This is a genomic window from uncultured Aquimarina sp. (genome assembly GCF_947492115.1).
Classification (GTDB): domain Bacteria; phylum Bacteroidota; class Bacteroidia; order Flavobacteriales; family Flavobacteriaceae; genus Aquimarina.
In genome coordinates this window covers 324,003-344,391 of the sequence record NZ_CANLMM010000005.1, presented here as the reverse complement: position 1 = coordinate 344,391, position 20,389 = coordinate 324,003, and the positions used below count along the sequence as shown (strand labels likewise).

Below are 20,389 nucleotides of genomic sequence, written 5' to 3'. Positions count from 1 at the left end.
TCATGATATAAAGTTTGTTTTTGGATTACTCATTGGTATTGGTAACTCTTTCAAGATGTAATACTTCTAGATCAAATTGTGGATTGAGTGCTTTTTCAAATTCTATTTTTGAAGCATCTAAGAGCACTTGTTTTACAGGCCAGTTACCACGTATGTTTTCTAAAACTTCATGAGCATCATCAGTAATGTCTAATCCAATCTGTAGTTGCCAAACTCTCTCGGAATCTATTTCGAATGGATCTACCTCGTAGCTACCAAGTGTAGTAGCCTCCTCATTGAATGCTCGTAGCGCTGCTGATTCTCCATCAAATTCTAATAAAATATTGATTCCGTCATAGCTTATATTCCGAACTTGATCTTGATATAAGCTGATACGCCATACGCCCTGTAATTGTTCTGGTGAGAATGGAATAATTTCTTCTTCATCATCACTGCTACAGCTGCATAGCAATACAAATAAATAGATGCTTAAAATTTTCGTTAGTGTTTTCATTGTTTTCTAATTATAAAATTTGATTGTTTTGTAAAGATGTGGGTAGTTGATTGCTTATTCTTGGTAAACCCATTTAGGGAAAAGGGATATATCGTTTACCGAATATCTTGCAGAAATAGGATAACCAGATTCGTTGTATTCGTACGCTATATTGAATTCGATATTTAGGTCTCCATTTCTATAATCTTGTAAATTGATTATATTATGATTTCCTCTCACAAATTGAATTCCATATCCATCGATATTAAAAGTACCAACTCGAAAAGACCTATACCCTCTCGGGACAGAAAATAGGGTTGGGATGTTAAATTGAAACTGCTCTTTGATGATGGGGGTCCAGGGATTTTTTTTGTTGTCATAGGCATAAACCTGTCTACGTGATGTTTCATAGGTGATACCTTCGTCATCACTAGTTTGAAATGTACGCTCCACTAAATTTCCAACATTATCATAGGATAATAACCATCTGTAAAAAGTCAATTGAACTCCATCTGTATTATCGGAGGTATGTCTCCTTTCAAAATGTAGCACGGTAAGATTTCCTGAAGTGTCATAGGTGTACTTCATTTTGGATACACCGACATAATTATTATCTCCGGTTCTGAGGATGTTAAGTTCGCGTATACGATCTTGATCATCATAAAGAAATTTTAAATCTCCTTTGCCAGTACCATCACTAACTTTTGTGAGTAGTCCGTTAAAATTATAAGTATATGTTGTATTACCTATGGATAATAAACGACCATTATCGTCATAAGCCATAGTATTAGTAACACTTTGGAAGCTTTGTATAGACTGTACTAATACATTATTACTGTCATATTCGTATAGGAAATTATTATCCGAACCATTATCAGATTCAAAAAATAATAGTTTCATATAATCGGTCTTGAAGGTAAATGGTACTTCTATTTCATTTCCATTACCATCATTGGCAATGATGCTACCTTGATACTCTCGATCATATAAAAGGTCATCTATGATAAAACTGGTTGTATTTTGTGAAATGATTGGAGTATTTTCCAGCATTACAGTATATTCTATAGTATCATTTTCAGGATCCTCCGCATTTGTCCAGCTTAAGTGAGCTGTGTTTTTATCAATAGCTATATTGATTGTAAACTCCGTTGGTGATTGATTTTCTATTGATAATCCTTCGGTCGAGTCATCATTACTGCAGCTTAATATTAACAGTAGTAGAATAAATAAGTTAGAAATTTTAATGCTATTCCTCATCGTTACATAGTTTATTATTTACTTCTGCAAGCTATTATGATAGCATCTAAAAAAGGTAAGGGCATACCTTGATTTATAAAAATCAGGGTATACCCTTAGATGTATAAAGTACTAGAATATCCGATTATTCCATGTTACGATATCAGTTTAGTAATTACTTGTGTTTCTGTATGTAAAGTTTTATGTACTGGACATTTATCAGCTATCTGAAGAATTCTAGCGATTTGTTTTTTATCTAAATCACCCGCCAATTTAATTTCTCGATCGAATGTATCAATTTTAGCAGTTGGATCTTCACAATTCTCACAATCGTCTATATATTTTTTTTCATAGTTAGATAATGTCTTCCAATTTCTCTTATGGATATAATGTTTAAAGGGAATTCTACAAAAACATGGACAAGACTGCAAAATAATAAAAGTTCTAGGCCTGTCTTATAATCATAAAAATAAAGACTGATGGAGAGCATCCATAGTATTAGTATAATTAATGATTTTTTTGTTGTCAATTTCTGATGCCATCGAATAATAGTAGTTTTTGAGAACCAATTCAGATAATGATAGGTATATGCAAAACTTATAAACATCTGGATTTTAAGATCTAAAATTTCATAAAAGAAGAATTTTGATCCATCAGTTAATCCGAGTATTTTAGAAATATTAGTATTTAATATGTGAAAATTATTTCCTACGTAATTGGATTTGATGTTTTCAGAAAAATTATACAATCCTTGATCAACGGGAATAAAACAAATGATTACAGGAATAATTATTATCAGTAGTACATTCAAAGAACCAATATGACTTTTATTTTTTAAATTTCCATACCACATAAAAAATAATGTAAATAAATATACGTGAATAATGGTAGGTATAAATATGCTAAAGATTACATGATATAGGGTGAATTGATGCATCAAAACAGCTACTATAATTGCTAATCCAATGATAATGAGTTGTTTTTGTCTGTTTTTAAACGCTATTAGAGCTATAGCAATAACAATCCCAATAAAAAATAAAGAGTTTAGGTATGTAGGTAATTTTGATCTTATGTAGACTACTGTATCATTGTCGTTGGTAGGAGTAAATACTTCTAATTTAAGTAGTTTAGGTACTGATAGTAATAAGGCGAATGCTAAAACAATATATATCCAGTTAGTATTGGATACAAAATAATTATTATCTCGAATCCAATTAACTTCCGTAAAATAATGTAAAGGGCCTAAAATTGCGTATGCCATTAAAAAAAGTTCAAATGGTAAAAAATATGCTAATCCAAATGACAAAAGAATTAGAATAGTGTTTAAACGATCAGTTTGAGATATATTCATAATTTTAAAAATAAAAAAAGCTTCACTATCAGTGAAGCTTTTTTATATAAACTTATTACAGGTTTTATTATTCTATTACCATTCTTTTAGTATCTACTTTTTGTCCTCCTACATATAAAGTGTAATAATAAACTCCAGCAGCCAAACCATCACTATTGATATCTAGTTGAGAGTCACCGCGATCATTTAATGTGATATTAGAGATTACTTTACCGCTACCATCACTGAATACCATTGCAGCTTTATTCACTTCCAATGGTAGATAATATTTAATAGAGGAAGTACCATTAAAAGGATTAGGAATATTCTGATATAACTTAGCAGGAGTATTCTTTCCTTCAGGCACATCTTCTACATTCAAAATTTGACAAGCACAATCTTCAAGCGCTTGTAAACGATCTAACACATCAGTCATCTGTGTCTGTAAAGTCGACACTTCGCTCTGTGCACTATTTAAATCAGACTGAAGCGAAGAAATTAATGGAGCTAAATCTACAGATACCGAAGATCCATTTTGAATATCAATAGTAAGATTAGTACCTGTTAATATTGCCGAAGTAAGATTTTGATTGTCCGAATTTACATAAGCTGAAAGGTCTACTGAGTTACCACTACTTATACTTAAGGTATTTGTAGCCAATGTTAACGTCTGATTATCTGTACCGGTTCCATCTTGCAAAGAGGAAAGATCCACGGTGTTCGTTCCTCCAGAAATACTTAAAGTAGAACCACTAAGTGATAATTCCTGAGAATCCGTATTATCCAAATAAGAAGAAAGATCAACAGAAGTTCCATCATTCGTCAGACTCAATGTGTTGTTCGATAAACTTAAATCTTGATTATCTGTATTATCCAAGTAAGACGATAGATCAACTGTAGAGGCATTTCCTGAAATACTTAATGTATTTGTAGCAAGGGAGATTGACTGTGCATCGGTATTATCCAAATAAGATGATAAATCAACTGTAGAGGCATTTCCTGAAATACTCAATGTATTTGTAGCAAGCGATATTGACTGCGCATCGGTATTATCCAAATAAGAAGAAAGATCCACAGAAGTAGCATCATTTGTTAGACTTAATGTGTTGTTCGATAAACTTAAATCTTGATTGTCAGTATTATCCAAGTAAGATGATAGATCAACTGTAGAGGCATTTCCTGAAATACTCAATGTATTTGTAGCAAGGGAGATTGACTGCGCATCGGTATTATCCAAATAGGAAGAAAGATCTACAGAAGTAGCATCATTTGTTAGACTTAATGTATTATTAGACAAACTCAAATCCTGATTGTCAGTATTATCCAAGTAAGATGATAGATCAACTGTAGAGGCATTTCCCGAAATACTCAAAGTATTCGTAGCAAGTGAGATTGACTGTGCATCTGTATTATCCAAATATCCAGAAAGATCAATGGTTCCAGAATCTCCAGATATACTAAGTGTATTTGTTGCTAATGATAATGCTTGCGAATCAGTATTATCTAGATATGATGAAAGATCAACTGTATTAGTACTCCCAGAAATACTTAATGTGTTGGTTGCCAGAGATAATTCCTGGCTATCGGTATTATCTAGATAAGATGATAAATCAACCGTCTGTGTTGCGACTCCGTCGCTTTCAAGTGACAACTCAAGACTATTTGAATTTAATTGAAAAACGTCTATCGTTTGATCATCAGTATTAAGAGAACTAGTATTTATCCATTGAGTACCATCCCAAGTATACACTGTTTTATCCTCGTTGTCATAAACTATTAAACCTTCATCAGAAGTCGTTAGACCGTTCTCTAGATTTGTTCTTTGGGTATTCGTCAATCTATTTATTTGAAGACCTTTGTCAGTATCAGCTAAAGTTAATGAAGCATTGGTATTAGGAGTATCGGTACCTATTCCTACACTTAAAGGTAGTGATGCTCCACCCAAAACAAAAGTACTATCTATGGTAGCCGTAGCATTGGTTCCTATAGCGTACGAATATTTTCCAGAAGAGATGGCACCTTTTCCAAGAGCAACTGCTAAAGAATCTGTTGCTTGCGCTTGATATCCTACAGCCATATTGTATAATGCCCCTGCTGTTGCTCCACTTTCATTTACGGTAGCCTGATACCCTAGAGCTATACCTCCATCAGTTTGTACAATTGTACTAGCACCCAGTGCAATGGCTTGTGTATTATCTACATCTACTGATCTACCAATACCAATAGCGTCAGATTGTGCGATATTTGCTTGGTATCCCATACCAACAGAATAATCCGAATTATCAGTAGTGTCAAATTGATATCCCATAACGATAGCTCCAACAGCATTTTGCATGTCCCCTTCATTTCCGATTCCGATAGAGTATTGTCCTTCATTATAAGAATAATACCCCATTGTTATTACATCATTTTGCGCAGCTATAGCTTGAGATCCAAAAAATGTTGTTCTACTGCGGTTTGTATTTCCACTAAAATATGTAAAACCTTCTCCTCCTGCAGTCGTTCGTTGAGTTCTTCCATACCCTGAAAAGGCTCCAAAACCTGCATTATCCTCACCTTCACGGTTAGAAGCTCCTGATATATATCCTACATATGTATTTCGATTTGCATTCGTAGTATTATTGGTTCTGTTATTATCCCATCCAGACATGGCTCCTACAAACGTATTAAAATCCGCCCATTCTGTGGCTACTCCAGAGGCAGCACCAACCATAACATTATACAAACCGTCGCCGATATCAATAGCAGATGAATCTCCAATAGAAGTATTGTGATGCCCATCATCTACATCACTCATTGCTTCAGAACCTACAGCTACGTTTCTGTATCCTACATCAGATGAGATTCCAGCTTCATTTCCAACAAATACGTTTTTGTATCCTGTAGTATTACTAAAACCAGCATCTTCTCCAATGAAGGTATTTTCGTAACCTGTTGTTGTTAGAGTTCCAGATTCCTCACCCACAAAGGTGTTATCGTATCCTGTAGTGTTATTTTCTCCTGATTCTGTACCAATAAAAGTATTATCACCTCCAGTTTGATTTAGCCTTCCGGACTGTGCTCCAACAAAAGTATTATCAAATCCTGTGGTGTTTGTATATCCAGATTGATATCCTATGGCAACTAATTCGCTAGTGGTAACACTTCTACCAGCTTGATATCCCATTAAAGTTACTTGGGATCCTGAAGTTAAGTACGAACCTGTACTATCTCCATACATAGTATTAAAATCTCCTGAAGAAATGCTAGCACCTGATCCGGTACCTTGCGTTTCATTTAGGGTCTGTGCTTGCACACTTATCATACCAACCAAGAATAAGGAAGTGGTAATGATTACATGTAGTTTTTGTTTCATAAGTTTTATGTTTAAAATTATGTCTATACGGTAATAAGATTAATTTCTGATCTAAACTTATGTTAGTTTAATTCAGAGATTAAAAGAATAAATAGTCAAACAAATTATTTTAACAAAAAGGAATAATTTGATGTTTTTTTGTTCGTAAAAAATATGAGTAATGAAAGCTTATAAGATCTTTAAGGCTTTCTATTTGAAGATCGAAAATCAAATCTAAAAAAGATATGATTTTTATAGGTAGTTTTTTAATCATAGGGTATGGATTTAAAGGGTGCTGCAAATATACAAAATATTATTTAACATATTTTTAAGTAAAATTATAAAAATCTATTTTCTCACGTATAGGGGATTATACCTGTTTTAGAATTCAATCATTAACCTATATCATCAGATTAATTTTCTAAAAAAAATCTCCTATCTTGCTAATTGAATAGAACAATACAGAAATGAAAAAAGCAGAACAAATTATTGGTTGGATTCTTTTTGGAGTAGTTTTTGCGATCTATATAGTCTGTTCTTCTCGTACTATTTCATTCTGGGATAGTGCTGAATTTGTAGCCAGTAATTATAAACTACAGATTACTCATCCTCCTGGAGCACCTTTATACATGCTTATTTCTAATGCAATCCTTTCTGTTGTGCCGTCCTCTAACATTGCTTTTGTCAATACAATTATTTCAGGTTTGTTTGGAGCATTAACTGTAACTTTAGTATACTTTATTACAAAAGCCTTAGCCTACTCAATACTCAAAAAATCAAAACAAGAATACACTATTTGGCTTCCTTCTGTATGCGGAATCATTAGTGCGTTAACGTTGGCATTTATTCATAGTTTTTGGGTGGCAGCTACCGAAACCGAGGTCTACACACTATCGTTTTTATTATTGATATTTATTTGGTACCTGCTTATTTTATGGTTAAAAGAAATAGAAAATAAAAGAGAGGTTCGTTGGCTAATTTTAATTGCATTTTTGTTGGGCCTCTCTGCTGGTGTTCATTTGATTAATCTCTCCGTTGTAATCCCAATGGCTATAATATTTGTGTATAAGAAATATCAATTTTCAATAAAAAATATAATTTTAGGTTTAGTAGGAGGCACGTTATTATTTTTTGTTATATATGGAGTTATCATTCAAGGTTTTTTATATATAGGTTATCTTTTAGATGTCTTTTTTGTGAATGATATGAGTCTTAGCGTTAATACTGGACTTATTGTTATGTATATATTACTTTTTCTCTTTTTAAGCGCCTGTATTTGGTACGCTTCTAGGAAAAACAATTCATCTTTAGCTATCGTAAGTTTTTGTATTTTATTTTTCTACATAGGTCTAAGTTCTTATGGAGTTACTATTATAAGAGCAAATGCGCAAACTCCTACTTCCAATGAACCAACGAACCCATTATCGCTTTTAAAATACATTAAAGCTGAGCAGTTTGGTTTGAGTGATACTCAGTTGGTTAGAGGACATTTTTTTAATGCTCCAATAGATAAGGATATGCCGTTTTCCGATAGATCTCCTATAGTGCTGTACGATAAGAATACAAAGAAATATGTTGAGGTAGATAATGGTGTTTATAGTAAGGAAAATTATGCTCGTGAATTTACAACTTTCTTCCCTAGAATGTATAGTCGTAAATCTGCAGATATAACAGGTTATAATACCTGGACTTTTGTAAAAGGTACTCCTGTTTCATATCCTATTATGGGAGAGGTACAACAAATTAACAAACCTACTTTTTCTGAAAATGTAAGTTTTTTTTATAACTATCAATTAGATTGGTTATACCTACGATATTTATATTGGAATTTTATTGGTAAACAGAATGATAACAAAGGTACTGGAACTATCCTTAACGGAAACTGGATTAGTGGTATTGGGATCGTAGATCAAAATAAAATCGGGGATTCAGAAGTTATTCCAGATTATTATAAAATCGATAAAAGCAAAGATTCTTATTACTTCTTACCTTTTTTATTAGGGCTAATAGGATTGTTTTCCATGCGAAAAAAGAAGGTACATTTACTAACTTCATTCGTTTTCTTTCTTACGTTTGGATTGGGAATTATTCTCTATGTAAATCCAACTCCCTCTAGTATTCTGATCCGTGAAAGAGATTATATTTTTATTGCATCATTTATTCCTTTCTGTATGTGGATCGGATTAGCTTCTTTACAGCTGTATAAGTGGTTTTCATTTATCCCTTCAAAAAAAACAAAACTCATCGGAATCACTGTATTAGTCGCAATAGCGGGGCCTTTACAACTTTTTGCCAAGGGATGGGACGATCATAATAGAAGTGATGATACTTTTGCTAGAGATTTTGCAAAAGCGTACTTGGATTCCTGTCCACCCAATACGATTTTAATTACCAATGGCGATAATATGACTTTTCCTTTATGGTATTTACAGGAAGTTGAGGATTATCGCACTGATATACGCATCATTAATTTCGATCAGCTTAATTTGGATTGGTATATCGAAAAACTAAAATTATCAATGAATAATTCGAGAGGGCTTACAGTAACACTGCCTAAAGAATTATACCAAAAAGGACCTCAACAAGTATTACCTTTACGAAAAGAAGTCAAAGATGCTGTGGATGTGGACCTATTGTTTAAATTTTTAGCTGATCCAAAAACAAAAAAACCTTGGAATAGAAGACCAATTCATTACATTCCTACAGATAAATTTTATATTAAGATTGATACTCTAAAAATTCCACAAAAACATTACAATAAAAATAAATTGAATTTGTCTTTTGTAGATCAAATTGCCTGGAATTTTTCGAAAGATTTTTATGCTATTAATGAACTAGCTACCTTAAACATTATACAACAAAACATCCACGATAGGCCTATTGCTTTTGCTATCAATGGAAATACCAATCATTATATAGGTTTACAACCTTATACCATACAACAAGGATTGGTTGAAGTTCTAGCTCCAGTAAAACGATCGAAACCTGGATTAAATCCAAAAATTGTGAATACAGGTATGATGTTTCCTTTCTTAAAAGATCAAACAATGTTTAGTGGTTTTCGAGATGTAGATCAGTTTGTAGATTATGAAAATAGAGCATATGCGCAACAGATTTTGCGTAGGAACTATTATTTTCTTGCGCAGGCATTGCTTGAAGAAAATAGGGCAGAAGATGCCATTGCGATTCTTGACAAGTGTGTTGCTCAATTTCCAAATCATACCGTTCCTTTCAAGCAATTTGCATTTGCGATTGGGAAATTATACATAAGAGCTGGAAATCAGGATAAGGGTGATAAAATTTGTTTGCAATCAATGAGTAATTTAAAGGAAGAGTTATTATGGTTAATTTCATTTAATCCAGATAATTCAATCATTAACGTTAGACATGCTAATCGAATTAAGGGAATGTATATTCAAATGATTCATCAATATGAAGCGTTAAATTTTAAAAAAGCTAATGAACTGAAGAAAGAGTTCGAACAAATAGAACTATCATTTAAAGAATGGCATAGTAAAAACTGGCCCTATTAATTATCTCCATTGATGTATTTTTTTTCTACCGAAGTTACTTCCTCCAGAATTCTCTCTGATCGGCCGTTATATTTAAGAACTAAAAAAGCTTATGAAATTGCTAAGGAATTGGTGTATGGAAATGTTCTAGAAATAGGTTGTGGAGAAGGCTATGGGATCAATCAATATTATAGGAATGTAGAGAAGCTAACTTTAATCGATAAATCGGATTATTCTTTTCGAGTACTCAGGGAGAATTTTCCGGAAGTTACTTTTCTAAAGCAAAAAATCCCACCACTAACAAATATTGCAGACAATCAATTTGATATAGTATTGTCTTTTCAAGTTATAGAACATATTAAACATGATCATTTATACCTTCAAGAAATTTATCGTGTCTTAAAACCAGGAGGCAAAGCACTTATTACAACACCAAATGCTTCAAAATCGATAGCAAGAAATCCTTGGCATTATAAAGAATATGATTTTATAGAACTAGAAACACTTCTAAAGAAATATTTCAAAAATTTTGAAATAAAAGGTATTGAAGGAAATAATAAAGCGAATTTATACTATCTTAAAAATAAGGATAAGGTCGAAAAATTACTTCGTTTTGATATTTTTGGATTACAGCATAAATTACCCTCGAGCTTTCTTAAAATACCTTATGAGATACTAAACAGGAAAAATCGTAAACAATTGTTAGAAAATAATAGAAGTTTAATAGAAGAAATAAACTCCAATGATTATAAACTTAACAGCTGTACTGATAAAACTTTAGATTTTTTCTGCATTTTGGAAAAATAGAGTTTTTAAAGTTTTAAGATAATTAAACTAATTTAGTAATTACTTGTGTTTCTGTATGTAAAGTTTTATGTACTGGACATTTATCAGCTATCTGAAGAATTCTAGCGATTTGTTTTTCATCTAAATCACCCTCCAATTTAATTTCTCGATCGAATGTATCAATTTTAGCAGTTGGATCTTCACAATTCTCACAATCGTCTATATGCCTTCTGTCATAACTGGTATGGACTTCTACATTTTTTAGATCCCATCCTTTTCGGGAAACGTACATCTTAATGGTCATTGCTGTACAGGCCGATAATCCTGCAGAAACTAATTCATATGGAGAAGGTCCAAAATCATTACCACCGACACTTTCTGGTTCATCAGCTACCATATAGTGATTCCCTACTTTCATTTGAGTAGTGTATCCTTCATCATTTCCTAAACTGACTACTACCTGATGTGTACTCTTTAGTTTAGGTTCTTCAGGAATGTCTATATATCTAGATGACCAACCAGCAATTACATTTCCTACGTATATGGAATCTTCTTTACGCATTAGTAAATGATCTGCTCCATCTAAAGTAACGAAACTTTTAGGATGTTTTGCAGCGTGATATATCTCTTCTGCATTTTTGATACCTACCGTAGTGTCTTGTGGAGAATGCAACACCAGTAAAGCTTTATTTAGGTTTTTTGCTACTGTGGCTAATGATTTTGTTTCTAAATCATCTAAGAATTGTTTTTTGATGGTGAAATCTCTACCACTTAGATTGATTACAGCTTTTCCATTGGCTTCAATTTCATCTAATCCACTGCGTAACAAATGCTGTACATGAGTTGGATCTGAAGGAGCTCCGATAGTAGCCACCGCTTTGATAGCATCAAGTTTTGAAGCGGCGAATATTGCTGCAGCACCTCCTAAAGAATGACCAATAAGTAGGGAAGGAGCTTGATAATTTTCAGTAAGAAAATCTGCAGCTGCTACTAGATCTTCTACATTACCCGAGAAATTGGTATCGGCAAAATCACCTTCACTTTCTCCTAATCCAGTAAAATCAAATCTAAGAACACCAAAACCTTGAGAGGTTAACGCTCTGCTGATATTACGAACAGCACCTAAGTTTTTATTACAAGTAAAACAATGTGCAAAAAGTGCAAAATTATGTGGATGTTGATCTGCAGGAAGTTCTAAACGACCAGAAAGGACCTGACCCTCGGCGTTGGTAAAAGAGATTTTAGATAGACTCATTGGATTGTTGTTTTTCTAAAAGTCGAAATTTTTATTCTTTTCTAACTTTTAGAATAGGTTAAAAATGTGTTAACATCTATGAAGTCGATCTATGATAGATAGATAAAATCATACCGATTCAAAATGATGAATTGGTATGATTTAATAGATTTGTTCTTATGCTAAATGTGCTTCGCAAGGTATCCAAACCTCATCTCCATCTGCATCGATAGATGATCCGCAATCCATCATTACGGATCCCTCTGGATAATACTGAACAAAAGTACAGGTATTTACCTGTTCTGGCGTGCATTGATCTCTTTGTCCACCGCCAATTTTGATAAGTTCTACTCTAGAAAGTTTTTTAAAATGATCGAATTTTTCTACTAATGTTTTCATAAGTTTTAATGTAATTAAAAGAATAAAATATACTTCCTTTAAAAATACATTAAAAAGTGATTTTTTCCCCATTTTTAAATTAATTTAACTAGCTTTAAGATGTTCAATCAAAATTTTAAAATTATGCTACAAAAAATTCTTAATCTAAAAGGAGTAAATGAGTTACCAAAAGCTCAAATGAAAATTGTAAAGGGTGGATTGGCTTGCTTTGGAGATGATGCTATATGTCCAGCACATTCAGTATGTGTCAACAATTTTTGCACAAGTAATGGTTGCTAAATAGAAGATTTAGTTATAGGTAGACTTTTAATCTACCTATAACTGTTTATTTGATAAAATATTTTGGGGTAATAATATCTTTGTTGTCCTGTGGAAGGACCTTAAAATTTATCGAGATTGGTTTATTTTTGTTCATTTAGACTCCAATCATATTCCAGATATGCTATTTTGGATGATTTTTGAATTTTTTCTTTAGCATACTGATTTACATAATCTTTTATATCTCCGTTATTAAAATCTTTCGCATACCATTCAAATACTTTGGACAGCTTAACATCATCATTAGCTACCAAATTCTTCGAAGGATCGTTTATGTATTCGATAGTTTTATCTTCTAGTGCCTGAGTAATATTTCTACTCGTGTACGCTCTATTCCATAGTTTTGGCGATGAGGTGGCAGCGCAATTAAGAAGGAAATGAATTCTTGGTTCATTCATTTTTCTTAGTACTTTATGTTCTATATCATCAAGACTATATTCTTTATTATTAATCGTTATGGATTTTTTCTTCCAAGGATTTTCTAAATCATTAATGGATTTAATAGGATAATGATCTATGACCATTTTCATAACAATGGCATTGTATAAGTTTACCCAATACGCAAGCTTTTCTGTAGCCTCGGAATTTTCTGCAGGATAGTTAGTAGATAAAGATTTGAAGTATTTATCGAATAAAAATTTATCTCTAATAAAACCTTTATAATCTACTTTACCGTCATTAGATACGTTCAGCAATAAAAGCTGATCCCATACCATATGATCGATATGATTTTTTTGCGCCTGTATATCAGTAATAAAACTGAATAAAGTTAAGACAGTGAATATTAGAAACTTTTTCATAACAAAACTGTATTAGATTTAGGGGAAATTACAACTTAAATTATTTTAATTACGGTTATACCGTAAATCTATAAAATTTTATCGACAAAAAGCAAATTTTAACGATTAAAATACAATAATTTATGATTTTAACATTTTAAAAGCTGCTAATATATAAACGTAGACTACGAATTCAAGGAGTTTTTGTGGTGAAAAAATCACCTGTTTTGTCTTAGTTTTATGGAAAGAATTGATAGATTTTTGTTTTTTAACTCTGCTACGTATTTCAAATCTAAATTGAAATATTATCTCTTAAGAGTGGTTACGATTATTAGCATAAAATATCAACCAAGGAGCTATAAAATTATTAGAAAAATTTATTCAAAATTACTGAGTAAACTCTCGGTTTTTATGATAGTTGCAAATTCATCTTTTAGATTTGCAATTTCAATATCATGAACCATTTGAGCACTATACCTTTCTCCATTAACACCTATTTTGTCAAAAGCAGCAACACCATCTTCTATCAGAAATGTTTTAAAACCAAAGTTAGAAGCCATTCTGGTACTCGTAGACACACAATGTTCTGTAGTAAGCCCAACAATAACCAGTGTGTTGATCTTTTTATGAGTTAGTTGTTCTCTAAGATCTGTACCTATAAAGGCACTATTTACACCTTTTTCTATGATTGGTTCATGAGCTAGAGGCTTGATAAAATCCTGAAAATCATTCCCGGATTTACCTTTTGCCAGAGGAGATTCAGGATTTGTAGAACAATGCTTTACGTGATATACAGGAAGTTCTTCAGATCTCCATTTACGTAGTAAAGCTTCAATATTTTTTTCTGCATCAGGATTATTCCGTTCTGTACCATAATATCCTGGACTATTGATCCCTTTTTGAACATCTATTAATAATAGTGCTGGATTATCCTTTTTTGTAATTGTCATGATTTCTATTGCTTACTTCTAAAATCAGTATTATAGATAATACCTAGTTGTACTCTGTCAAAATTAATTCCTGTAAAGTGATTTTTTAAATATCCTACCTGAATGCTAAAGTTAGATTTTACGTTATATCCAATAGCTCCGTATAGTCTGTTTTGACCAAAAATTGGTTCTTGTAAATTGATAAAAATTTCATCATATACATTCAGAAACCATTTATCATTAAAAGGGTAGGTGAGTTGCAAACGATACCTAGCTCGATGTTCTGTAAAATCATCTGCTTGTGTACTGATAAAACGTTGTTCTAATCGATATCTATGTTCTAATGCTACTTTTCCAACTTTATTTTTGAGGATAAACTGTTCGAAAATTCGATGTTCATTGCTGTTTTCCTCACCGGGAATATCGGCAAAGGTTCCATCTGTGTTAATATATCCATATCCAATTGTAGCAATTGCATTGTCAGTAATATGATAATTAAGCCCAGTTCGCAATAGCAATTGGTTAAAAGTGTTTGCTACTTCATAAAATCGAAACTGTGCCTCGGAATGAATACTAAGTTTATCAGTTATTCGATTTGTACCAAAATACATATACCAAGCGCCTAACTCATTTTCACCGGTATTTTGCGCATTAACTTGAGTGATACAGGCTAACAATGCAATTACTAAAATTGTTTTCTTCATAAAAATATACTTATTCTTTTAAGAATCAGATTCTACAGTTTTTACTTCTTTTTTTCCATCATTAATGACATCTGATCCAGATCCTTTAAGGTAAGTATTCAGAAATTTTAAAACTTTTCCGTAAGCTTCAATTTGATTTTCTTTTTTAACAAAACCATGACCTTCATCTTCGAATAGAACATACTCTACTGGAACACCATTTTTTCTAACTCCTTCAACGATCTCATCAGATTCTACTTTTAATACTCTTGGATCTTGAGCACCTTGTAATACAATCAGTGGTTTAGTCACTTTTTCTGTATGAAACAAAGGAGAAATTTTACGTAGTCTTACAGAATCAGCCGTATTGGGATCTCCCATTTCTGTATATAAAGCATCTTTGAAAGATTCCCACCATGGCGGAATGCTTTTTAAAGTTCTTAACCAATTGGTAACACCAAATATATTCACACCAACCTTAAATTCTTCGGGAGTATACGTTAATGCAGCCATTGTCATATAACCTCCATAAGAACCACCGATAATTCCAATTTTGTTAGGGTCGATAATATCTTGCTCAGCTAACCAATCTTTACCGGCTACGCAATCTTTTAGGTCCTTATCACCATGATTTTGGTCATCCATCTTATAAAATGTTTTTCCATAACCACTACTTCCTCTATTGTTAACAGCTAAAATAGCATATCCATGATTTACCAAATACTGAATAATTGAGCTAAATCCTTGTCTTGATTGTCCTCCAGGTCCTCCATGCACCCATACCAAAGCAGGAACTTTATTGGTAGCTGATGCTTGCTTAGGTTTATAATATATTGCTGGAATTTCTAATCCATCAAAAGATTTAAAACGCACAACTTCAGATGCTACTAAATGATCCGCATTGATATCTTTATTTAATACATCTGTTAGCTGATGGTATTCTTTGGTAGCTATGTTATATGAATATACGTTTCTTGGTGTGCTAGAACCGGCAACATTTAGAAAAGCCATCGTTTCATCTCTAGAAAAACTAGCGCTAGAGATTTCTTTATCTTTAAAGGTGGGGAAATCCATTGGTTTTCCAGTAGCCACATCTTCTACAGCCATCACTGTTTTAGCATCCTCATTGGTGAACATTACTTTGTATTTTCCGTTTCTGGTAAAGTAAAAAGAGGTGATGTCCCAATCTTTCTGAGCTACTTTTTCCTTAGTTCCATCCTCGAGATTGTATTTCATCAAATAACTAAATTCTGCACCATCATCACTGGTGTAATACAAAAATTTGTTATCAGGAGAAAAATCTTCCGGAGAGTTACCACTTAGGTTCTCATTAATCTTAGTTCTCTTACCAGTTTCAGTATTTAATACAAATAAGTCCGTGTCGTTTGTATTTACTGGCTTTAATAAAGCGATATATTTTCTATCATTAGACATACCAGCAAAATCAAATCCATCTTTATTTTCATAAATCACCTTAGACGAGAAGTCAGAAATATTCATTTCATAATGATCCATAAACTTCGGATTTCTTTCGTTACTTCCGTAGAAGAAACTTTTTCCATCTTTGGACCATCCTCTAAACAAGGCGCGTACATTCTTTTCTGGAGTAAGTCTTTTAATTCCAGCGCTATCTTTCATGAAGATTTTAAAAATTTCATCTCCATTACCATCCATTCTGAATAAAATCCTATCATCTTCTGGGAAATATGATATTCCGTATATAGACGAACTATCGGATTTAGTTACTGGGATCAATTCACCTCCTTTTACCGAGGTGGTATACATATTATAGATTCCAGAACGATTGCTGGTCATCAGCACTTTGGATTTGTCTTTTGAAAACCCATTGGCAAATGCATTTTCATTGTCCATAAACTGTTCTATAGAATATTCTTCTATTTTTACAGATTGTGCAACATCTTGCGTTTCTTCTTTAGCTTCTTTTTTACAGGAATAGAATAAGAGAAGTCCCATTCCCAGGATAACGAGTTTTTTCATTGGTGAACGTTTTAATTGATTGTGAAAGTCTTTATTTCCCTAAAAGGAGAAGTGTCTAATTTTTCAATTGCCTGTTGGTACGGTAACCATTCATCTTTAAAAAAGTTGTTGGTTTTATTAATCGCATCAGTAAGAGCATCTTTTGCATGCTTCATTAGCGTTTTTTCGGTTGTGGTTAATCCATTTTGTCTACTGCCTGTGTACCATCCTGCGGTGCCCATTCGTTGCATTACAGTGACTTCTGGATTTCTGGTAATTCCTTGCCTTTTATCTTCTTTACCTAAATAAATAGCAATTACTGAATCTATTTTCTTCGTAATTTCTTTGGAAGATTTTATTTGATCTTTAAACTTCTCCTTATCTAGTTTTTTAAGCTCTTTCTGATATTTTGTAGCAATTTCTTTACTTTCTACTAATTGCTTTACGGCATCTGCAGCTGTTTTTTGCATACTTTCTAGCTCTTTTGAAGCCGCATATATTTCATTAATATTCTTTTGAGAAACTTGTAATCTTGGATCAGATTTTACCGTGATATTGGTTTCAGATTTTTGATCACCATATTCCATAACCAATTTGTAAGTTCCTGGTTTTACACCAACACCTCCTGGCTCTCTTTTCTGTTTTTGAATTTTTCTAGAAGGGCGTTGTACACCTTTTTCATCCATAAACCATCTCATTTTATGAATACCAGTAGAGTCTGGAGTCTTTCTTTTAAGCGTTCGAATAAGCTTATCTCCATTATAAATTTTTAAATGTACAGAATCCCATTTCACTTTATTCTCTTCTTTTTCGTCCTCTTCTTCTTTCTCATCCTCTTTCTCATCTTCTTTTTTATCCTTAGACGCTTTCTTTTGTTCTACGGTTACAAAAAATGAAATATGAGCTCCACCATCACGATTTTCACCATTAAATAATGCATCCCCACCGAAACGACTTCCTGTTGGTTGCTGATATGCCGCTTGGTATGCTGTTGGTGGTTCGAATAATTGTAATTTTTGGGTAAGGATGCTTTTGTTTTTAGCAATGCCTCTTAATGGTCTGATATCATCTAACACCCATGCAGCTCTACCAAAAGTTCCTATTACTAAATCATGTTCTCTCGGTTGGATTACAAGATCTTTTACCGATACAGTAGGGAATCCAGACGTCCATTTTGTCCATTTATTTCCAGCATCCACAGAAATATATAATCCGTCATCTGTTCCTAAGAAAAGTAAATTTTTCTCTACAGGATCTTCTACAATACTTAATGCGTAACTTTTTACGTCATTACTATCAACAATTCGTTGCCATGTTTTACCATAATCTACCGTTCTATAGGCATACGGAGTATAATTAAATCTTCGGTAGTCATTAGCGACTAATAGCGCTTCTCCTTTTTTCTTGTTAGATGCTTTGATCTGTACTATCCAGCTTCCAGTAGGCAATCCTTTGATATTACTAGAAATATCTGTCCAATTTGTTCCTCCATTTCTAGTTATATGTACTCTACCATCATCGGTAGCGGCCCATAGCATATTTTGTTCTAGCGGAGAAGGTTCTATGACTAAAACGGTACAATGGTTCTCTGCTCCGGTAGCATCCATGGTTAGTCCACCGCTTTCTGCTTGTTTTAGTTTCTCAGGATTGTTGGTCGATAAATCTGGAGATATGACTTTCCAAGTAAGTCCTTTATCGGTACTTTTATGCACAAATTGACTACCAAAATAGATAGTGCTATTATCAAACGGATCAATATTGATAGCAGCATTCCAATTAAATCGTAACTTAACTTCTGGATCTGGGTGTGTAGGTTTTACAGTATAATTATTTCCTGTCATCCAATCATAGCGACTTACAAATCCTTGTTGACTCATGGACCATCCGTATCTTGAATCGTCTTTGTCTGGTACCACATCAAATCCATCACCAAATGATATTTCTTGCCAATAAGAATTTCTTATTCCTTGTGCTTTCCATACATAAGCTGGTCCTCTCCAACTTCCATTGTCTTGCATTCCTCCGTAGACATTGTAAGGATATTCATTATCTACATTGATATGGTAAAACTGTGCAACAGGAAGATTGCCAATAAATCTCCAGTTTTTTCCACCATCTTTTGTAATATTTAAACCTCCATCATTTCCATCAATCATAAAGTTACCATCTTCAGGATGAATCCACCAAGCATGATGATCTGGATGTACACCGTTATCAACGCCGTAAGCAGGCATTAATTGAGTGAAATTCTTTCCTCCATCTTCTGATACATTCACATACGTAAAAATAGAATATACTCTATTTTCGTTTTGTGGATCTACATATATTTCAGAATAATAAAATGGTCTGTTACCTATATCGTTTTTATCATTTACCTTTTTCCAATTAAAACCTCCATCTTCAGATTTGTATAGGGCATTTTTCTTTGCTTCGATTAATGCATACACAATATTTGGTTTGTTCCTAGCGATTGCTATTCCCATTCTTCCTAAATCTCCTTTTGGTAAACCATCTTTGTCTGTTCTTTCTTTCCATGTTTTTCCACCATCATGGGTAATGTATAAACCAGAACCTTCTCCTCCAGATTTAAAAAACCAAGGATCTCTTTTGTGTTCCCATAAAGCTGCAATTAGTTTATTGGGATTTGTCGGATCCATAACCAAATCTGCGGCACCAGTTTTATTATTTGCAAAAAGAACTTTTTTCCAGGTTAGTCCACCATCCGTAGTTTTAAAAATACCTCTTTCAGGATGTTCTCCCCAAGGAGAACCAATAGCAGCTACATAAACGATATTAGGATCGGTAGGATCAACAATAACTCTATGAATATGTCGAGTTTTTTCTAATCCCATTAATTTCCAATTTTTTCCACCATCTAATGATTTATAGATTCCATACCCACCATTAAGACTGTTTCTAGGATTTCCTTCACCAGTTCCTACCCATATTACTGATGGATTAGATTGCTGGATTGCAATAGCACCTATGGAGGCAGTAGCCTCGTTATCAAAAATTGGATCCCATTTAATTCCACCAGATGTAGATTTCCATAAACCACCAGAAGCGGTACCAGCATAAATAATATCAGGATCCGAAACAACTACATCTATAGAGGTAACCCGACCACTCATTCCACCAGGACCTATGTTTCTAGGATGAACTTTTTTAACATAATCCATCGAAAAATCTTGGGCGTACATTCCGGAAACCAGAATTATAGATAGTAGAAATAGTAATTTTTTCATTTTAGTGTAGAGAGTTAATTAAATTGAAATTGTTTTAAAACCTATGCGTGATTTTAATAGGAGAATATTTCCATTGGATTGGGCAATATTTCTATTAGAATGATTAGAGTTGTCGTGTTTTGGAAGCGTTAAAAGAAAATATCTTTTTAACATTT

General features: G+C 33.0%; 14 protein-coding genes. 3 read left to right on the top strand and 11 right to left on the bottom strand.

Going from position 1 to position 20,389, the window contains the following annotated elements:
- Positions 1-25 precede the first annotated feature (25 nt).
- The 4 genes from Q1A73_RS16965 to Q1A73_RS16945 form a co-directional block, all read right to left on the bottom strand.
- The gene (locus Q1A73_RS16965) at positions 26-493 is read right to left on the bottom strand and encodes a hypothetical protein (protein ID WP_299607740.1); all 468 of its coding nucleotides are present in this window, start codon (positions 491-493) and stop codon (positions 26-28) included.
- 54 nt (positions 494-547) lie between these two features.
- Positions 548-1,729, bottom strand: coding sequence for a fibronectin type III domain-containing protein (locus tag Q1A73_RS16960; protein WP_299607737.1), 1,182 nt, complete (start codon positions 1,727-1,729; stop codon positions 548-550).
- Positions 1,730-2,042: 313 nt separating this feature from the next.
- On the bottom strand, positions 2,043-3,059 hold the full coding sequence (locus tag Q1A73_RS16950) for a hypothetical protein (protein WP_299607735.1): 1,017 nt from the start codon (positions 3,057-3,059) through the stop codon (positions 2,043-2,045).
- Positions 3,060-3,126: 67 nt separating this feature from the next.
- A complete protein-coding gene (locus Q1A73_RS16945; RefSeq protein WP_299607733.1) occupies positions 3,127-6,393 on the bottom strand; it encodes a T9SS type A sorting domain-containing protein in 3,267 nt (1,088 codons plus the stop codon).
- Positions 6,394-6,839: 446 nt separating this feature from the next.
- Between Q1A73_RS16945 and Q1A73_RS16940 the strand changes: the two genes are divergently transcribed.
- The gene (locus tag Q1A73_RS16940) at positions 6,840-9,905 is read left to right on the top strand and encodes a DUF2723 domain-containing protein (RefSeq protein WP_299607731.1); all 3,066 of its coding nucleotides are present in this window, start codon (positions 6,840-6,842) and stop codon (positions 9,903-9,905) included.
- Between the two features lie 12 nt (positions 9,906-9,917).
- Complete coding sequence (locus tag Q1A73_RS16935; protein WP_299607728.1) at positions 9,918-10,691, top strand: class I SAM-dependent methyltransferase; 774 nt, start codon at positions 9,918-9,920, stop codon at positions 10,689-10,691.
- A 22-nt stretch (positions 10,692-10,713) separates the two neighbouring features.
- On the opposite strand, the gene Q1A73_RS16930 is transcribed toward Q1A73_RS16935, so the two are convergent.
- Together Q1A73_RS16930 and Q1A73_RS16925 are read right to left on the bottom strand one after the other, a co-directional pair.
- Positions 10,714-11,925, bottom strand: a complete 1,212-nt coding sequence (locus Q1A73_RS16930) for a bifunctional alpha/beta hydrolase/OsmC family protein (RefSeq protein WP_299607725.1) — start codon at positions 11,923-11,925, stop codon at positions 10,714-10,716.
- 156 nt (positions 11,926-12,081) lie between these two features.
- Positions 12,082-12,303, bottom strand: coding sequence for a hypothetical protein (locus Q1A73_RS16925; RefSeq protein ID WP_299607722.1), 222 nt, complete (start codon positions 12,301-12,303; stop codon positions 12,082-12,084).
- Between the two features lie 123 nt (positions 12,304-12,426).
- On the opposite strand from Q1A73_RS16925, the gene Q1A73_RS16920 reads away from it, so the two are divergent.
- Positions 12,427-12,582, top strand: coding sequence for a hypothetical protein (locus tag Q1A73_RS16920; protein ID WP_299607719.1), 156 nt, complete (start codon positions 12,427-12,429; stop codon positions 12,580-12,582).
- 122 nt (positions 12,583-12,704) lie between these two features.
- Here the strand turns inward: Q1A73_RS16920 and Q1A73_RS16915 are convergent, their stop codons facing one another.
- From Q1A73_RS16915 to Q1A73_RS16895, 5 genes are all read right to left on the bottom strand, one after another.
- Positions 12,705-13,421 (bottom strand): DUF547 domain-containing protein, encoded by a 717-nt coding sequence (locus tag Q1A73_RS16915; RefSeq protein WP_299607717.1) that lies wholly within the window; start codon positions 13,419-13,421, stop codon positions 12,705-12,707.
- A gap of 356 nt (positions 13,422-13,777) precedes the next feature.
- Positions 13,778-14,350: a cysteine hydrolase family protein gene (locus Q1A73_RS16910; protein WP_299607714.1), complete on the bottom strand. Its 573-nt coding sequence runs from the start codon at positions 14,348-14,350 to the stop codon at positions 13,778-13,780.
- Positions 14,351-14,355: 5 nt separating this feature from the next.
- Positions 14,356-15,033 (bottom strand): DUF2490 domain-containing protein, encoded by a 678-nt coding sequence (locus Q1A73_RS16905; protein WP_299607712.1) that lies wholly within the window; start codon positions 15,031-15,033, stop codon positions 14,356-14,358.
- A gap of 18 nt (positions 15,034-15,051) precedes the next feature.
- Positions 15,052-17,010: an alpha/beta fold hydrolase gene (locus Q1A73_RS16900; RefSeq protein ID WP_299607709.1), complete on the bottom strand. Its 1,959-nt coding sequence runs from the start codon at positions 17,008-17,010 to the stop codon at positions 15,052-15,054.
- Positions 17,011-17,021: 11 nt separating this feature from the next.
- Positions 17,022-20,234: a hypothetical protein gene (locus Q1A73_RS16895; protein ID WP_299607706.1), complete on the bottom strand. Its 3,213-nt coding sequence runs from the start codon at positions 20,232-20,234 to the stop codon at positions 17,022-17,024.
- Between the last annotated feature and the right edge of the window lie 155 nt (positions 20,235-20,389).

Coding starts and splice junctions, on each gene's coding strand:
- Q1A73_RS16965 (WP_299607740.1), bottom strand. CDS start 493: ATGAAAACACTAACGAAAATTTTAAGCATCTATTTATTTGTATTGCTA.
- Q1A73_RS16960 (WP_299607737.1), bottom strand. CDS start 1,729: ATGAGGAATAGCATTAAAATTTCTAACTTATTTATTCTACTACTGTTA.
- Q1A73_RS16950 (WP_299607735.1), bottom strand. CDS start 3,059: ATGAATATATCTCAAACTGATCGTTTAAACACTATTCTAATTCTTTTG.
- Q1A73_RS16945 (WP_299607733.1), bottom strand. CDS start 6,393: ATGAAACAAAAACTACATGTAATCATTACCACTTCCTTATTCTTGGTT.
- Q1A73_RS16940 (WP_299607731.1), top strand. CDS start 6,840: ATGAAAAAAGCAGAACAAATTATTGGTTGGATTCTTTTTGGAGTAGTT.
- Q1A73_RS16935 (WP_299607728.1), top strand. CDS start 9,918: ATGTATTTTTTTTCTACCGAAGTTACTTCCTCCAGAATTCTCTCTGAT.
- Q1A73_RS16930 (WP_299607725.1), bottom strand. CDS start 11,925: ATGAGTCTATCTAAAATCTCTTTTACCAACGCCGAGGGTCAGGTCCTT.
- Q1A73_RS16925 (WP_299607722.1), bottom strand. CDS start 12,303: ATGAAAACATTAGTAGAAAAATTCGATCATTTTAAAAAACTTTCTAGA.
- Q1A73_RS16920 (WP_299607719.1), top strand. CDS start 12,427: ATGCTACAAAAAATTCTTAATCTAAAAGGAGTAAATGAGTTACCAAAA.
- Q1A73_RS16915 (WP_299607717.1), bottom strand. CDS start 13,421: ATGAAAAAGTTTCTAATATTCACTGTCTTAACTTTATTCAGTTTTATT.
- Q1A73_RS16910 (WP_299607714.1), bottom strand. CDS start 14,350: ATGACAATTACAAAAAAGGATAATCCAGCACTATTATTAATAGATGTT.
- Q1A73_RS16905 (WP_299607712.1), bottom strand. CDS start 15,033: ATGAAGAAAACAATTTTAGTAATTGCATTGTTAGCCTGTATCACTCAA.
- Q1A73_RS16900 (WP_299607709.1), bottom strand. CDS start 17,010: ATGAAAAAACTCGTTATCCTGGGAATGGGACTTCTCTTATTCTATTCC.
- Q1A73_RS16895 (WP_299607706.1), bottom strand. CDS start 20,234: ATGAAAAAATTACTATTTCTACTATCTATAATTCTGGTTTCCGGAATG.